The sequence below is a fragment of the Streptomyces sp. NPDC002886 genome, from assembly GCF_042888445.1.
Classification (GTDB): domain Bacteria; phylum Actinomycetota; class Actinomycetes; order Streptomycetales; family Streptomycetaceae; genus Streptomyces.
The window spans coordinates 53,765-68,851 of record NZ_JBIAPV010000005.1 but is presented as its reverse complement, the minus strand read 5'-3'; the positions used below and the strand labels follow the sequence as shown (position 1 = coordinate 68,851).

The following is a 15,087-nucleotide window of genomic DNA, read 5'->3' as shown; positions in this document are numbered from 1 at the left end:
CGCAACGAGGAGCAGAGCTGTGAGCGGCAAGGGCGCACCCGAACTGAGCGTGAAGAACTGCGGAGACCTGCGCGTCGCCGTGATCGCGGCCCAGTGGCACGAGAAGGTCATGGACGGCCTGGTGGACGGTGCCCTGCGGGCCCTGCACGAGCTGGGGATCGACGAGCCCACCCTGCTGCGGGTTCCGGGCAGCTTCGAGCTCCCGGTCGTGGCGAAGGTACTGGCCGGTCGCGGTTACGATGCCATCGTCGCCCTCGGCGTGGTCATCCGCGGCGGCACCCCGCACTTCGACTACGTCTGCCAGGGCGTCACCCAGGGCCTGGTACAGGTGTCGATCGACACCGGAGTCCCCGTCGGCTTCGGCGTACTGACCTGCGACAACGACGAGCAGGCGCTGGACCGCGCCGGGCTCGAGGGGTCGAACGAGGACAAGGGGCACGAAGCGGTCACCGCCGCCGTCTCCACCGCCATGACCCTGCGGACCGTCAGCGAACCCTGGCGCCAGTAGGCGGCTACGGACCCCGTATTCTGAGGACCATCATGGCGAACAAAACCCCCAAGAGCTTCGAAGAGCTCTTCACCGAGCTCCAGCTCAAGGCCAACGGCGACCCGAGCACCTCCCGTACCGCAGAGCTGGTCGGCAAGGGTGTCCATGCCATCGGCAAGAAGGTCGTCGAGGAGGCCGCCGAAGTCTGGATGGCCGCCGAGTACGAGGGCAAGGAAGCCGCCGCCGAGGAGATCTCCCAGCTGCTCTACCACGTCCAGGTGATGATGGTGGCGCGCGGGATCTCCCTCGAAGACGTCTACGCGCACCTCTAGGCCGCACCGGCTCTCAGGCCACAGCAGTTCCGCGCGAGCCCCGGCCACCGTGCCGGGGCGTCCGCGCGTCCGTACCCGTACCAGCACACCCTTTCGCACCTACGCACCAAAGGAAGCCCCCATGCTGCGCATCGCCGTCCCCAACAAGGGTTCTCTCTCCGGACCGGCGTCGGCGATGCTCCATGAGGCCGGCTACCGGATGCGCAAGGAGTCCAAGGAGCTCGTGGTCGTCGACCCCGAGAACGAGGTGGAGTTCTTCTACCTCCGCCCCAAGGACATCGCGATCTACGTGTCCTCCGGCAAGCTCGACATCGGCATCACCGGCCGCGACCTGCTGCTCGACTCCGGCGCCAGCGCCGAGGAGATCCTGCCGCTGAACTTCGGCCGCTCCACCTTCCGCTACGCCACCATCCCCGGCACCGCGAAGGGCCCCGAGGACTTCCACGGGATGACCATCGCGACCTCGTACGAGGGAATCGTCGCGAAGCACCTCGCCGACCAGGGCATCGAGGCCTCCGTCGTCCACCTCGACGGCGCGGTCGAGACCGCCATCCAGCTCGGCGTCGCCCAGATCATCGCCGACGTCGTCGAGACCGGCACCAGCCTGCGCAACGCCGGTCTGGAGGTCATCGGCGAGCCGATCATGATCTCCGAGGCCGTCGTCATCCGCGGCAACGGCACCGACCCGGAGGACCCCCGGGCCCAGCAGTTCCTGCGCCGCCTCCAGGGCGTCCTGGTCGCCCGCAGCTACGTGATGATGGACTACGACTGCCGCGCCGAGCACTTGGAGCGCGCGGTCGCCCTCACCCCGGGCCTGGAGTCGCCGACCGTCTCCCCGCTGCACAACGAGGGCTGGGTCGCCGTCCGCGCCATGGTCCCCGCCAAGGAGGCCCAGCGGATCATGGACGACCTGTACGAGCTCGGCGCCCGCGCGATCCTCACGACCTCGATCCACGCCTGCCGCCTCTGACGGCCCGCGCGGTTTCCCCGATCAGCCACCCGGCACCACCCGAAGGCACCTGACGCACATGGCCGACGCCACCGCCCAGTCCGCACCGCCCGCCCTGCCGGTCACCTTCCGGCCGACCCGCACGCGGGCCGTCCTGCTGGGCGTGGGCGCCGCCATGTTCGTCACGATCTCGGCGATCGCGCTGATCCTGGAAACCCTGCACCCCGGTGAGCGGATCGCCTTCGTCTTCACCGCGGCCCTGCTCTCCTCCGTCCTCGTCCTGCTCAGCCGCCCCAAGGTGGTCGCCGACGAGACCGGGGTCACGGTCGTCAACCTCACCACCACCCGCCGCCTGGAGTGGGCGCAGATCCTGCGCGTCAACCTCCGCCCCGGCGACGCGTGGGTGTTCCTCGACCTGAACGACGGCACCAGCCTGCCCGCCCTCGGCATCCAGCCGGGGGTCGCCAAGGCCCAGGCGATCGCCGACGCCCGCGCCCTGCGCGCCCTGGCCGAAGCCCACGGAACCGTCTCGAAGAACGACTGAGCCCGGCCGACCTCGTCGCTGCGTCCCATTGCGGCGGCGGTCCCAATGACTAACCTGGTGGGCGGGGCGCGCACACGCGCGCCCTCCCACACGCCCCGGGACCCCGTGGCCCGTGGGCACCATCGACCTGAGGAGTGACTCCCTCCAGCAATGGACGGATCGTCCGGTAGTACACGCGCCGCCCTCCCCCCGGAGGCGGCGGCATGACCATCCCGCTACTCCTACTCGTGGCGGCATTCGCCCTGATCCTCGCCAACGGTTTCTTCGTGGCAGCCGAATTCGGCCTCGTCACCGTCGAGAGACCCGAGGCCGAACGCGCCGCGGCCGAGGGCGACCGCCGTGCCCGCACGGTCGTCGCAGCCCTTCGGGAGCTGTCCTTCCAGCTCTCCGGCACCCAGCTCGGCATCACCATCACCTCCCTCGTGGTCGGCATGCTCGCCGAGCCCGCCCTCGCCGCCCTGCTGGCCGGGCCGCTCGAAGCGACCGGCCTCCCCAAGGGCGCCGTCCCCGGTGCCGCCGTCGTCATCGGCATGCTGCTCGCCTCCGCCGTCCAGATGGTCGTCGGCGAGCTCGTCCCGAAGAACTGGGCCGTCTCCCGGCCGCTCCAGGTGGCCCGTTTCGTGGCCGGCCCGCAGCACGTCTTCTCCCGGGTGTTCCGGCCGGTCATCGCGGGCCTCAACGCCGTCGCCAACCGGCTCGTCCGGGCGCTCGGCGTGGAGCCCACCGACGAGATGGCCTCCGCCCGCACCCCCGGCGAGCTGGTCTCCCTGGTCCGCCACTCGGCCCAGGCCGGCGCCCTGGAACAGGACACCGCCGACCTCTTCGTACGGACCATTTCGCTGGGCGAACTCACGGCGCAGCTGGTCATGACCCCCCGGGTCAAGGTCAGCGCCCTGCAGCACACGGCCACCGCGGCCGACGTGCTGAACCTGACCCGCGCCACGGGCCTGTCCCGCTTCCCCGTCTACCGCGAGCGCATCGACGAGATCACCGGGGTCGTCCACCTCAAGGACGCCCTCGCCGTGCCCGAGTCCGAGCGCGCCCGCACCAGCGTCAGCGGGATCTGCGTGGCCCCGATGCTGGTGCCCGGCTCCCTGCCGGTGCAGCCGCTGCTGGAACGCCTGCGCAGCGAACAGCCCATGGCCGTGGTCGTCGACGAGTACGGCGGCACCGCCGGGGTCGTCACCCTGGAGGACATCGTGGAGGAGCTCGTCGGCGAAGTCCGCGACGAGCACGACCTCGCGGAGGACGGCAGCCCCGAACTGGCCGCCGTACCCGCCGAGGACGGCCGCCCCTCCTGGGAGGCCGACGGGAGCTGCCGCGTGCAGACCCTGCGCCGGATAGGCCTGGAGGTCCCCGAAGGGCCGTACGAGACCGTCGCCGGACTCGTCGCCGACCTGCTCGGCCGCATCCCCGCCCCCGGGGACCGCGCCGAACTGCCCGGCTGGAAGCTCTCCGTGCGTCAGGTCCGCCGCTACCGCGCCGAGCGGGTCCGCCTCGTGCGCACCGCCCCCGCGGGCCCCGGCGCACCGGGCTCCGACGGGCTGAACTCCGACCCGCTGGGCTTCCACGGGCTCGGCAAGGGCCCCGCCGCCCCCGCCGAGCTGGCACAGGTGGGTGGCCGGTGAACGCGCTCCAGCTCCTGTTCGCCCTGCTCCTCGTCCTGGCCAACGGCTTCTTCGTCGGTGCCGAGTTCGCGCTCGTCTCCGTCCGCCGCAGCCAGATCGAACCCCTGGCGGCCGGCTCCAAGCGGGCCCGCCAGGTGCTCCACGGCCTGGAGAACCTGCCGCGCATGATGGCCGCCGCGCAGTTCGGCATCACCATGTGCTCGCTCACCCTCGGCGCCGTGGCCGAACCCACCGTGGCCCGGCTCCTGGAGCCCGTCTTCCACGCCGCCCACGTGCCCGAGGGCCTCATCCACCCGCTGGGCTACGCGGTGGCCCTCACCGCGGTGATCTTCCTGCACCTGGTCATCGGCGAGATGGTCCCCAAAAACCTCGCCATGGCCGCCCCCGAGAAGACGGCCCTGTGGTTCAGCCCGGGCCTGGTCGCCTTCGCGCGGGTCTGCGGACCGGTCACCACGGCCCTGGGCGCCTGCGCCACGCTGATCCTGCGGCTCTTCAAGGTGGAGCCCAAGGACGAGGTCGAGGCCGTCTACACCTCCGCCCAGCTCGGCCGCCTGCTCAAGGACTCCCGGCAGGCCGGTCTCCTGGAGCCGGTCGAGCAGGAGCGCCTGGAGGACGCGCTGGAACTGGGCAGCCGCCCGGTCACCGACGTCCTCCTCGCCCCGGACCGGCTGGTCACGGTCGGCCCGGCCGTCACCCCGCGCCAGATCGAGCAGCTGACGGTCCGCACCGGGTACTCCCGGTTCCCCGTCCGCACCGACAGCGGCGCCTTCATGGGCTACCTGCACGTGAAGGACGTCCTGGACCTGGAGGACCGGGAACGGGCCGTGCCCCAGCGGGTCTGGCGCCGGATGACCACGGTCTGCTCGACGCTCCCGCTGGACGACGCCCTGACGGTGATGCGCCGCGACGCGACGCACCTGGCGCAAGTGGCCGACCCGTCGGGCCGCGTGCTCGGCCTGGTCGCCATGGAGGACGTCCTCGAGACCCTGGTCGGCGAGGTCCGCGACCCGGCCCACCGCACGGCTCCGCCCGCCCGAAGGGCCGAACCCCGCACGGAGGGGGCACTCACCGCCTGATGCCTTTCGCCGGACCCTCGGCACGACGGGTCCGGCGAAGGGGGCGGTCGTCGTCATCGTGACGGTACGGGTGCCGCGGGCACTCACAGGGGCGGCGGCTCCGGCCGCTCCTGGGGGCCCCGGCCCGACAGGACCTCCCCGTACGCCTGCATCAGGTCCGCCAGCCGCAGGGTGGACAGGTCCTCCCGGGACGGGTCACCGGCGAAGCCGGACAGCCGCAGGTCCCGGTACGCGCAGCTCTTCTCGTACAGCGTGCGCAGGAACCGCCCGTTGCCCAGCTCGTCGATCCACCCCTGCTCCACCACGTGCCCGCTGATGCTGCGCAGCTCCTCCAGCGCCTCCTCGTCCCACCGGTCCCCGTTCGCGTCGGCCAGCACCCCGCCGATCGACGTGAGTTCCAGCGGCCGGTAGCTGGGGAAGTCCACCCGCGTGGTGAACCGCGAGGACAGCCCCGGATTCGTGGCGAGCAGCCGGTCCATCCCCGCCGGATAGCCCGCGAGGATCACGACCAGGTGGTCCCGGTTGTCCTCCGCCCGCTTCAGCAGCACCTGCAGGGCCTCGTCCCCGTACGCGTCGCCCTTGCTGTAGCCGGAGTTGGAGAGGCTGTACGCCTCGTCCACGAACAGCACCCCGCCGATCGCCGAGTCGATCAGCTCGTTCGCCTTCACGGCGGTCTGCCCGAGGAACTCGCCGACCAGGTCCGCGCGCCCGGCCTCCACGAGGTGGTCGCCGCCGAGCAGGCCCAGCGCGTAGAAGACCCGGCCCAGGATCCGCGCCACCGTGGTCTTGCCGGTGCCCGAGGGGCCGGAGAAGACGAAGTGCCGTTTCGGCGGCTGCACCGGCAGTCCCTGACCCGTCCGCAGCCTGGCCATGTGCAGCTGCGCGGAGAGCGCCTTCACCTGCCGTTTGACCGGCTCCAGGCCCACCATCCGCTCCAGCTCCGCGAGCGCCTCGGCCAGCGCCGCCGGATCCGCCGGTCCGGCCGGCAGTCCCACGGGTCCCGGCTGCGCGGGCAGCGAGGCCTTGTGCCGTACCCCGGCCGGCAGCCCCGCGCCGGGCCCCGGCGCCCCCGGGCCGTGGCGCGGCTCCGGCGGGTCGGCCGCCGACAGGGGGTCCGTGTCCGGCTGTCCGTCGGCGGCGATCCCCTGGACCGGACCGCCGCCGCCCAGCGCCACCGCCGCGAAGTCCCCGCCCGACGGGGCCGGTCCGTGCCCGCCGAGGGCCTCGTAGCCGGCGCCGCTCGCGTACCCGGCCAGGCCGTCGGCGTCCTCGCTGTCCTCGATCGCCGTCAGCCGGGCCGCCGTGTCCATGAACGCCGGGTCCACCCGGTGCACCGCCCGGTACAGCGGCAGGGCCGCGGCGCTGCGCCCGGTCCCCTCGTGCGCCCGCGCCAGCCAGTACCGCAGCTCCTTGCGCTGGGGCTGCTCGCTGCGGCAGCGCATCAGCGAGGCCGACAGCAGCGGCTCGGCCTGCCCGTACATCTCGAGCCGGACCCGGGCCATCCCGCCGAACAGGCCCGCCTCGATGCCCAGGAGCGGATCGTCGACCAGCGATTCGGTGGAGCGGACCAGCTGCTCCCAGTCCTTGACCAGGTAGGCCCGGCAGGCGTGCAGGAAGCGCACCTGCGGGTCGGTGTCCACGGGCGGCAGGGCCGCCAGGGCCTGGTCCAGCTCGGGGACGTGACGTCCGTCCAGCCAGTGCGAGGCGTGCGCCAGTAGCAGGTCCCGCCGGGTCTCCAGGACCGGCTGCACCCACCAGCCCAGCCAGTACCAGGAGTTCAGCGTCCGCCGGTGGCGGGCCCGCTGCTCCCCGAACCGGTCCCGGTGGGCGTACATGCGCAATAACGCGTTCGTGGTGTCGACGCGGAGCGCGTGCAGCCCGAGCCAGGCGTCGGCCATGGCGGGATCGAGTCGTACGGCCGCCCGGAACTCCTCCTCGGCCTGCGGGTAGGCGCCCATCGTGCAGGCGTCCACTCCTCGCAGCCAGGCGAGTTCGGCCGGGGCGTGCGCGCTGCTGCCGTGCGCGGCGAAGTCCATCACATCCCCCACAAGCGTGCCCCCGTGGTGCCCAGCAACCCCCGCGACGCATACGCGAGTTGTCCCTGCGCCGATGAAATCAGGGGTGCATCGTACCTGCGGTTACGCACCTTACGTAGGGCGCGTCGAAGACCTGCCGGGTGCGCATCCGAGTCGTCCAGGGTGACGCACGGTGATGATTTCACCGGGATGTGCCCCGTGCGACGCCGCGACGAAGGAGTGCCGGGCGGTACTTCGAGGGGGATCGGTGACGACACGAAGCCCCCGATCACGGGGGAACAATCGGGGGCTTCGCGTCCACGGCGGCCGGTGAGGGCCGCCTCTTCAGAACGTAAGGCCGTCCCGGCCCCGGGGTCAAGGAGCCGGGAAGCACCCGCGGAGGGACCCGTCCCCCGGCCCTTCAGGCCTGGGGTACCCCGTCACCCTCGGTCACAACCACGCCGGTTTCCGCCGCCCCGGCCGCCCCGGAAGTCCACTCGTATCCCGTACTGCTCTGCCGTACCAGGGTGTCCGCGAAGGGGCGCGAAGGGTCATCCGAGAAGTGCGCGAGCTCCGCGCGCTCCCATCCGTCCCAGAAGTCGGACAGTTCGCGCCCGTCCCGGTCGCGCCCGCGCCCCCAGGACTTCGCACGCGGGGTCTCCATCCACAGCAGCCGCGCCAGGTGCGGGCGCAGGGCGCGCCGTCCGGCACCGACCCCCTCGACCAGCAGCACCGGACCGGGCTCCAGCACCCGCTCCGGACCGAACCGCCGCTCGACCCAGTCGTACGGAGCCCAGTGCGCGGCCCGCCCCGCGGCGAGCGGTTCCAGCACCTGCGCGCGCAGCCGCTCCACCCAGTCGAACAGCTCCTCATGGGTGGCCACATCGTCCAGCCGCAGCACGGGAACCCCACCCAGCTCCTCGGCGAGCGCCCGGGCGAAGGTGGTCTTCCCGGACCCGGCGTGCCCGTCGATCCCGACGAGGCGGACGGGTCCGAGGGAGGGCGGCAGCGCGGCGATCTCGCGCGCGAGCGGGCGAAGCGAGGGAAGGGGCGAAAGCGACGGCTGAGTCTCCACGGCCCCAGCGTATGGCCTCGGCCGCCCGCGCCCTCAGCCGCCGGAGGCCGGGGCACCGGGCGTGGCGTCCGGCGTCGCGGCGGGCTGTGCGGCGGCCGGCAGCGACCACACGTGGTCCGGCGTGGCGATCTCGGTGACGGTCCTGCCGATCAGGGTGCTCAGGCTCCCGCTGTCCCGGTCCGCGTCGTCTTCGTCCGAGTTGACGATGACGACGAGCACCGCCCCGTCCCGCGGGAGCCCGGCGGCGATCGTCTCGTAGCCCGGGAGTTCACCGTTGTGCCCGACCCAGCCGTTCACCTCGGCGATCCCGAGGCCGTAGCCCACGCCGGGGTATCCGGTGGGCAGGGCCCGCATGCGCTCGGCCTGGGTGTCCGGCCGCAGCAGCGGACCTCCGGCCGCGGTACGGCCGCCGGTCAGGGCCGGTACCCAGGTGTGCAGATCGTCCAGGGTGGAGGTCATGGCCCCGGCGGCCCAGGCCCACGAGGGGTTCCACGAGGAGGCGTCGACGCGCTTCCCGCCGGGCGAGAACGTCGTGTAGCCGTGGGCGTACGGGCTCGGGATCTCGGCGCCCTTCGGAAGCGCGGTGTCCGCCAGCCCGACCGGGTCGAGCACGTGCTCGCGCAGGTAGTCGGCGAGGCTCCGGCCGCTGAGCTGCTCCACCAGCGCGCCGAGCAGCACGGTGTTGGTGTTGCTGTACTCCCACTTGGCACCCGCGCCGAAGTCCATGGGGTGCGCGAACGCGACGCCCAGGAGCTCCCGAGGGGTCCAGGCACGGGTCGGATCGGCTTGCAGTTCGGCCAGCCAGGCGGTGTCCGAGGTGTAGTCGAAGAGCCCGCTGCGCATCTCGGCGAGCTGGCGGACGGTGACCTCGTCGGCACCGGCCACCCGCCCCAGTTCCGTGGCGAGGGGCCCGCGGAGGTACGGGAGCACGGGGGCGTCGAGACGGAGCTTGCCCTGGTCGGCGAGCTGGAGGACGGCGGTGATCGTGAAGGTCTTCGTGACGCTGCCGATCCGAGTGTGGAGGTCGGTCGTCATGGGTGTGCCCGTGCGGGTGTCGGCGGAGCCGAAGGCGCGCTCGTAGGAGCCGCCGCCCTCGAACCACAGGCCGATGCCCACCCCGGGGATGTCCGCCTTGCGCATGGCCGCGGTGATCGCTTCGTCGAGGCGTGCGGCGGTGGCCGCGTCGACGTCCGAGACACGCCCCGGGGCTACGGCGGCGGGCGCGGTACCCGCGCACAGCGCGGTCAGCAACAGGGAAGCGGCGGCCGTCGTCGTGACGGCCCGGAAGCTGCGCATGACGCATCACCCCAGAACCCGGCTCCCCGAGACCTCTCCCTCCATCCTAGGAACGCGCCACCCCACCCGCAGCCCCGGCCGCCGCGGGTGTGCCGGCCCCCGCAGGGCGTCACCCCGACACGGCGGCCCGGCTTCACGGTCCCGTGGGCGGGAACTGGAAGGGTGGGCGGGAGCCGACCCGCCGCACCGACCCCTGGGGGCCACGCCGATGACCGCACCCACACCCCGTCGCGCCCTGCTGGCCGTGGTCCTCGCGGCCGCGACCGCGGCCACCGTCCCCGGCGGTGGCGGCCGAGCCGCCGCGGCGGAGCCGAAGCCCGCCCCCGAGGGGCCGGGTCAGGACACCTCGGCCCCGGCCCCGGAGGGGGGCGCCGCCGGAGCCGCCCGCAAGACGGTGGACAACCGGTTCTGGTACGCGTACGCCCACTGGACCGCCGGCCTCCACCAGGGCACCACCGCCATCGGCGGCGCCCGCCCCGGCCTGGAGATCAAGACCCCGACGGGCCGCAGGGAGTACGCCGACCCGCACACCGGCAAGAAGAGCACCTGGGAGTACGCCACCTGGACCTCCCCGGTCCACACCTCCACCGTGCCCGCCACCGAGGCCATCGCCTCCTGGAACGCCCGCACCCCGGCCGGCACCTGGATCCAGATCGAGCTGCGCGGCACCTACACCGACGGCGCCGCCACCCCCTGGTACGTGATGGGCCGCTGGGCCGCCGGTGACGGGGACATCCGGCGCACCTCCGTGGACGGGCAGACCGACGGCAAGTCCACCGTCTGGACCGACACCCTCGCCGTGGACGCCCCCGCGAGCGGGCTGCGGATCAAGGACTGGCGGCTGCGCCTGACCCTGTACCGCAAGCCCGGCGCGAGCCGCGGCCCCACGGTGTGGCTGGCCGGCGCCATGGTCTCGGACGTCCCGGACCGGTTCTCGGTCCCGGCGACCACCGCCTCCGGCGGGGCCCACGAGCTGAAGGTGCCGAGGTACTCGCAGGAGACGCACGCCGGCCAGTACCCCGAGTACGACAACGGCGGCGAGGCCTGGTGCAGCCCCACCTCCTCGCAGATGATCATCGAGTTCTGGGGCCGCAGGGCCAGCGCCACGTCCGTGGCCTGGGTCAAGAAGGGCTACGCGGACCCGCAGGTCTGCCACGCCGCCCGCTCCACCTACGACGCCGCGTACAAGGGCTGCGGGAACTGGCCCTTCAACGCCGCCTACGCCGCCACCTACCGCCAGCTCGCGGGGGTCGTCACCCGCCTCGGCTCGCTGGCCGACCTGGAGACCCTGGTCCGGGCCGGCGTTCCGGTCATCACCTCGCAGTCCTTCACAGCCGAGGAGCTCACGGGCGCGGGCTACGGCACGGCCGGCCACCTGATGACCGTCATCGGCTTCACCGCCTCGGGCGACGTGATCGCCAACGACCCGAACTCGGCCGACAACACCGCCGTGCGCCGCGTCTACCGGCGGAGGCAGTTCGAGAACAACTGGCTGCGGACCAAGCGCCACAACGCGGCCGGCAAGGTCGTCTCCGGCACCGGAGGCGTCTGCTACCTCTACGGTCCGATCCGGCCGAACCCGGCTCAGGTCCTCGCGCTGCGGGCGGTCGGGGTGCTCTGAGATTTCGCGTTGCCACGAAAGGCTTGTAAGCGCAACATAAAGGGCAAAAGGGCAATAGGAGCTTCTCATAGGAGGCAGCCCGCCATGACCACGCAACCGAGAATCGAACACCACCCCGACCTCGCTGAGATGCGCTCGCGGTTCGAGCGGGTCACCAGCACTCCGAGTGCCCAGATCGTCGAGGCGCTGGCCCTGATGACGGGCCTCTACATCGCCGCCTCGCCGTGGATCGCCGGATTCAGCGGGCTCAGCTCGCTGGCGATCAACAACCTGATCGCGGGCCTGGCGTACTGCCTGTGCATGAGCGGACTCGGCTCCGCTTATGAGCGCACCCACGCCATGGCCTGGACGGCAGTCGGTCTCGCCGCCTGGACGATCGTCGCGCCCTTCGTCATCTCCGGCGACGTCAGCACCACCCGCACGGTGTGGAGCAACGTCCTCGCCGGCGGTATCGCCCTGTGCCTGGCCCTGGCCATGGCGGGCATGGCGGGCCGCGACCGCACCACCTGATCCGGCACACGCGCGCACACCCTTCACGCCCCCGGTCCGCAGCACGCGGCCGGGGGCGTGAGACATGCCACCCGTGACCATCGTCTCTACCGCGAGGGCCGCCCCCGCTGTCACATTGGAGGCATGACCGCACACAGCGCCGCCCTGACCGCCCGCGCCCGCAACCTGGTCCGCACCGGCGGACCGGAGGACGATTCCTCCTCCTGGCTGGAGCACGTGCTCGGCTGGACCCTGGTCGTGGTCGTGGCCATGTTCGTCACCCAGGTCGGCTGGTTCTTCTGACCTTCGCCCCGGCGGCCGCCGCAGCCCCGTCCTCCACCCCGGCTTCCGCTTCGGCTTGCGCCTCCGGCTCCGGCTCCACCCGCCAGTGCCCGTCCGGAATGCCCACCAGCCCGTACAGCGCCCGCACGGGCGACCGCGCCGGCAGCAGCACCACCCCGGCCAGCAGGGCGAACGCCCCGGTCCCGGCCCACCACCCCAGCAGCCGGACGAGGACGCTCGCGCCCACCGCCCCCGCGAACGGCAGCCCGTAGACCCCGGCCCCGGCGATCGCCACCGCGATCACCCTCGGCACCTTGAGGTCCGCCGCGGCGCCCGGCAGCCGCCAGCCCTCCACCAGCCAGCCGATCTCGGCGAGCAGCATCGTGCCGATGACGGCCGTCCCGAAGATCACCACGGCCAGGAAGGTGCCCGTGGTCGCGAAGGCCAGCACGCCGTTCACGACACCCTCCCCGGACCAGTCGGCCAAGGCCCGCGGATCGGCGCTCAGCAGCCGCTCGTACCCTCTGCCGTCCCACCCGTGGATCAGGGTGAAGAACAGCAGGAAGTACCCGGCCACCGCCTGGAGGTACCCCCAGTACCCGGCCCCGACCAGCACGAACAGCCGCGCCACCAGGAACCCGAGCAGCGCGCCGATCACCACCGAAGCCCCGTAGAAGAGGGCGAAGCCGGCCCACACCCCGTCGTGGTCGCGGGCCACGTGCATGGTCGACCAGGCCGGGTTCTGCCAGAGCAGGTACGCCCCCGTGGGGGCGGGCAGCAGGGCCGCGTAGAGCAGGGTGAGGGCCAGGTAGGGATTGGCCGCGCGGCTCCTCGTACGGACGCCCTCGCCCCGGACCGACCGCTCCCACCACTGGAGCTGGCGCCCGGCGGCCAACGCGAAGGTGGCGCCGATGCCGTACGCCCACAGCGGCGCGGCCTGTACCGGGATCACGAGGCCACCAGCCGCAGATCGTCGGTCCTGATCACGTCGGAGGTGACGAGCGCCTGCTCGGCGCTCACCCTGGTCATGAAGACGAACGGCGGGATGACCGGGGGAGCGGGCAGCCCGTCCGGGCTGAAGGTCACGCACAGCAGGCCCTCGATGCACCCGCTGAACCTCGTCAGGTACAAGGTCACCTCGCCGCTCAGGTCGAGCCTCTTGGCGGCGAGCCCGTACTCCTCGCCGCCGTCGCGGGTGCGCAGCTCGTAGTCGGTGAGCGTGGCGGCCCGCATTCGCAGCACCAGCACCTTCAGCGGGCCGTTCGCCGTGGGCACGTGCGTGACCCCCGCGAAGGCGAACCCCTGCGGGGCGAAGAGCGAGGTGGTCACGGTCGGGGGAGTGCGCGCGGCCATCGGCGGACCGGCCGTGGCGGCCCTCGCCTCCCCGGTGCCCGCCACCAGCGAGGCGAGCAGCACCACCGGCAGCGCGGCGGCCAGCGTGCGCGGTCCGCTGCCGTCCAGGCTCGGTACGTACGGTCCCTCCCCGCCCGCCTCCGGACCGGGCACCGGAGTCCAGCCGAAGGCCAGCGCGCTGCCCGCGATGCCGAGCAGCATCCCGACGAGGAAGCCCCCGAGGTTGGTCGCCACGAAGGACACCACCGAGAGCAGCAGCGCGTGGATCGAGACGTAGGCCCGGGTCTGCGGCAGCAGCCACAGGAACAGGCCGGCGGCGATCAGCGCGAGGCCGATCCCGATGGCCGCGATCCCGCCGAGGCCCAGGCTGACCAGCACGGTGAGCGGGGAGAGCGGGACCAGCAGCAGCTCGGTCCCGCCCAGGATCACCAGCAGCCCGCCCCAGAAGGGGCGGGTGCGGCGCCAGGTGCGCAGCCGCCGCCGGGGGCCGGGCAGCGGGAGGCGGCGTTCCAGCCACCCGCCGCCCGGCCCCGCGGGCCCGCGCAGGCCTAGAAGCACTTCGTGCCGTCCAGGCTGACGTTCAGCTTCAGGCCCTTGAGGCGGAAGTTGCCGCCGGTCGCCGACCAGGCGTGCGACTTCACGTCCACGACCTCGATGTCCCCGGCCTGGAGACCGAACTTGCCGGCCTCGCCCTTGATCCCGCCGACCTGGTCGAGGGTGGAGGCGTCGCGGCCGATCTGGGCCGTCCCGAAGACGGCGTCGCCGGCCAGGTCCTCGCCGTCGATGACGAGATTGCTGGCGGTGACGTTGCCCGCCGGGCCGCCGGCGGTCAGCTTGAAGATCACCTTGCCGACCGGGGTGTCCACCTCGGCGGCCTGGCAGATGTCGGTGAGGGTGGCCTCGCCGATGCCGAGCAGTGCGACGGGATGCCCCTTGCCGTCGACGGAGCGGTCCGTCTGCACGTAGGAGGACAGGCCCTTGCTGCTCAGCTTGGACGAGGAGACCTGGAAACTGGTCCCCGAGACGGCGAAGGAGGCGGCGAGCGCGCCCTGCGCCATGACCATCGCCATCGCTCCGACCGCGACGACCGCGGGCATCGCGACGGCGGCGGTCTTCTTCCAATTGGCCCGGCCCTCGGGCGCGTTCCTGGCCGTGTCGGTCCTGCTGGTGCCCATGATGTGGTCCTCCCGTACGTCGTCCGGTGCGCAGGGGGAGTGCAAAGGGGGGTGCCAGGGGGTCTGCCATACTGCGGGCATCCTGTGGCAGTTCGAGGCTAGGGCTGAATTTGAATAATAGTCAACAGCGGGGAACGACCGGACGTTCGCAGGTTCGGCGAGCCGAACTCATGGCGATCGGCCGCAAGTTGTTCGCCGACACCTCGTACGACGCGCTCTCCATGGACGACATCGCCAAGCACGCGGGCGTGGCCAAGGGGCTCATCTACTACTACTTCAAGAGCAAACGCGGCTACTACCTGGCCATCGTCGAGGACTCGGTGGCCGAGCTCGTGGCCCGCGCCGCGGGCGAGAGCGAACTGCCCAACGCGCAGCGGGTGCGCTCCACCATCGACGGCTACCTGTACTACGCCGAGCACCACCAGGCCGCCTACCGCACCATCGTCACCGGCGGCGTCGGCTCGGACTCCGAGGTCCTCGCCATCCGCGACGCCGTCCGCGAGGAACTCATCGCGACCATCGCCGAAGGCGCGTACGGCCGCCGCGAGATCCCGCCGGTCGCCCGGCTGGCACTGGTCGGCTGGCTCGCGGGCGTCGAGGGCAGCACCCTCGACTGGATCGGCCCGGCGGACGCCGCGGCGGGGGCTCCTGCGGCGGCTCCGGTGCGGGGCACTGACGAGGTGCCGGACCAAGCCCGCGGCGAGGTCCCGGCCCAGGTCCCGCCGCAGGACCCGGCCCAGGTGCCTCCTCAGGTCCAGGACCTGC

General features: G+C 72.6%; 15 protein-coding genes and 1 pseudogene. 10 read left to right on the top strand and 6 right to left on the bottom strand.

Annotated elements, in window-relative coordinates; translation table 11 throughout:
• Positions 1–19 precede the first annotated feature (19 nt).
• The 6 genes from ribH (at position 20) to ACFYYB_RS23765 (ending at position 5,016) form a co-directional block, all read left to right on the top strand.
• Positions 20–508 (top strand): 6,7-dimethyl-8-ribityllumazine synthase, encoded by a 489-nt coding sequence (ribH, locus tag ACFYYB_RS23790; protein WP_150520523.1) that lies wholly within the window; start codon positions 20–22, stop codon positions 506–508.
• Between the two features lie 32 nt (positions 509–540).
• Positions 541–819 (top strand): phosphoribosyl-ATP diphosphatase, encoded by a 279-nt coding sequence (locus ACFYYB_RS23785; protein ID WP_327251701.1) that lies wholly within the window; start codon positions 541–543, stop codon positions 817–819.
• Positions 820–940: 121 nt separating this feature from the next.
• On the top strand, positions 941–1,789 hold the full coding sequence (hisG, locus tag ACFYYB_RS23780) for an ATP phosphoribosyltransferase (RefSeq protein WP_389437295.1): 849 nt from the start codon (positions 941–943) through the stop codon (positions 1,787–1,789).
• Positions 1,790–1,847: 58 nt separating this feature from the next.
• A complete protein-coding gene (locus ACFYYB_RS23775) occupies positions 1,848–2,312 on the top strand; it encodes a PH domain-containing protein (protein ID WP_389437294.1) in 465 nt (154 codons plus the stop codon).
• Between the two features lie 203 nt (positions 2,313–2,515).
• The gene (locus ACFYYB_RS23770; RefSeq protein WP_389437293.1) at positions 2,516–3,940 is read left to right on the top strand and encodes a hemolysin family protein; all 1,425 of its coding nucleotides are present in this window, start codon (positions 2,516–2,518) and stop codon (positions 3,938–3,940) included.
• Complete coding sequence (locus ACFYYB_RS23765) at positions 3,937–5,016, top strand: hemolysin family protein (protein WP_389437292.1); 1,080 nt, start codon at positions 3,937–3,939, stop codon at positions 5,014–5,016. Before ACFYYB_RS23770 ends, ACFYYB_RS23765 begins: the two co-directional genes overlap by 4 nt.
• Before the next feature lie 83 nt (positions 5,017–5,099).
• Here the strand turns inward: ACFYYB_RS23765 and ACFYYB_RS23760 are convergent, their stop codons facing one another.
• The 3 genes from ACFYYB_RS23760 to ACFYYB_RS23750 form a co-directional block, all read right to left on the bottom strand.
• Entirely contained in the window at positions 5,100–7,052 is a 1,953-nt protein-coding gene (locus ACFYYB_RS23760; RefSeq protein WP_389437291.1) for an AAA family ATPase, read from the bottom strand.
• A gap of 400 nt (positions 7,053–7,452) precedes the next feature.
• Positions 7,453–8,106, bottom strand: coding sequence for a uridine kinase (locus tag ACFYYB_RS23755; protein ID WP_389437290.1), 654 nt, complete (start codon positions 8,104–8,106; stop codon positions 7,453–7,455).
• A gap of 33 nt (positions 8,107–8,139) precedes the next feature.
• On the bottom strand, positions 8,140–9,402 hold the full coding sequence (locus tag ACFYYB_RS23750; protein WP_389437289.1) for a serine hydrolase domain-containing protein: 1,263 nt from the start codon (positions 9,400–9,402) through the stop codon (positions 8,140–8,142).
• 208 nt (positions 9,403–9,610) lie between these two features.
• Here ACFYYB_RS23750 and ACFYYB_RS23745 point away from each other — a divergent pair, with 208 nt between their 5' ends.
• The 3 genes from ACFYYB_RS23745 (at position 9,611) to ACFYYB_RS23735 (ending at position 11,815) form a co-directional block, all read left to right on the top strand.
• A complete protein-coding gene (locus tag ACFYYB_RS23745) occupies positions 9,611–11,023 on the top strand; it encodes a peptidase C39 family protein (RefSeq protein WP_389437288.1) in 1,413 nt (470 codons plus the stop codon).
• 84 nt (positions 11,024–11,107) lie between these two features.
• Positions 11,108–11,533 carry an SPW repeat protein gene (locus ACFYYB_RS23740; protein ID WP_382969758.1) on the top strand — a complete coding sequence of 142 codons (426 nt, stop codon included), beginning with the start codon at positions 11,108–11,110 and terminating at the stop codon, positions 11,531–11,533.
• Positions 11,534–11,656: 123 nt separating this feature from the next.
• On the top strand, positions 11,657–11,815 hold the full coding sequence (locus ACFYYB_RS23735) for an SCO1431 family membrane protein (RefSeq protein WP_243341628.1): 159 nt from the start codon (positions 11,657–11,659) through the stop codon (positions 11,813–11,815).
• Here ACFYYB_RS23735 and ACFYYB_RS23730 read toward each other — a convergent pair.
• Genes ACFYYB_RS23730 through ACFYYB_RS23720 form a run of 3 tightly spaced genes read right to left on the bottom strand, consistent with a single transcriptional unit; the run spans position 11,790 to position 14,244 of the window.
• Positions 11,790–12,746: a hypothetical protein gene (locus ACFYYB_RS23730; RefSeq protein WP_389437287.1), complete on the bottom strand. Its 957-nt coding sequence runs from the start codon at positions 12,744–12,746 to the stop codon at positions 11,790–11,792. The two genes, ACFYYB_RS23735 and ACFYYB_RS23730, sit on opposite strands and share 26 nt — an antisense overlap.
• Positions 12,743–13,705, bottom strand: a complete 963-nt coding sequence (locus tag ACFYYB_RS23725) for a DUF6114 domain-containing protein (protein ID WP_389437286.1) — start codon at positions 13,703–13,705, stop codon at positions 12,743–12,745. Before ACFYYB_RS23725 ends, ACFYYB_RS23730 begins: the two co-directional genes overlap by 4 nt.
• Positions 13,696–14,244: a DUF6230 family protein gene (locus tag ACFYYB_RS23720; RefSeq protein WP_389437879.1), complete on the bottom strand. Its 549-nt coding sequence runs from the start codon at positions 14,242–14,244 to the stop codon at positions 13,696–13,698. Before ACFYYB_RS23720 ends, ACFYYB_RS23725 begins: the two co-directional genes overlap by 10 nt.
• Before the next feature lie 188 nt (positions 14,245–14,432).
• Here ACFYYB_RS23720 and ACFYYB_RS23715 point away from each other — a divergent pair.
• Positions 14,433–14,954 (top strand): annotated as a pseudogene (locus ACFYYB_RS23715) (TetR/AcrR family transcriptional regulator); the annotation flags it as partial.
• Between the last annotated feature and the right edge of the window lie 133 nt (positions 14,955–15,087).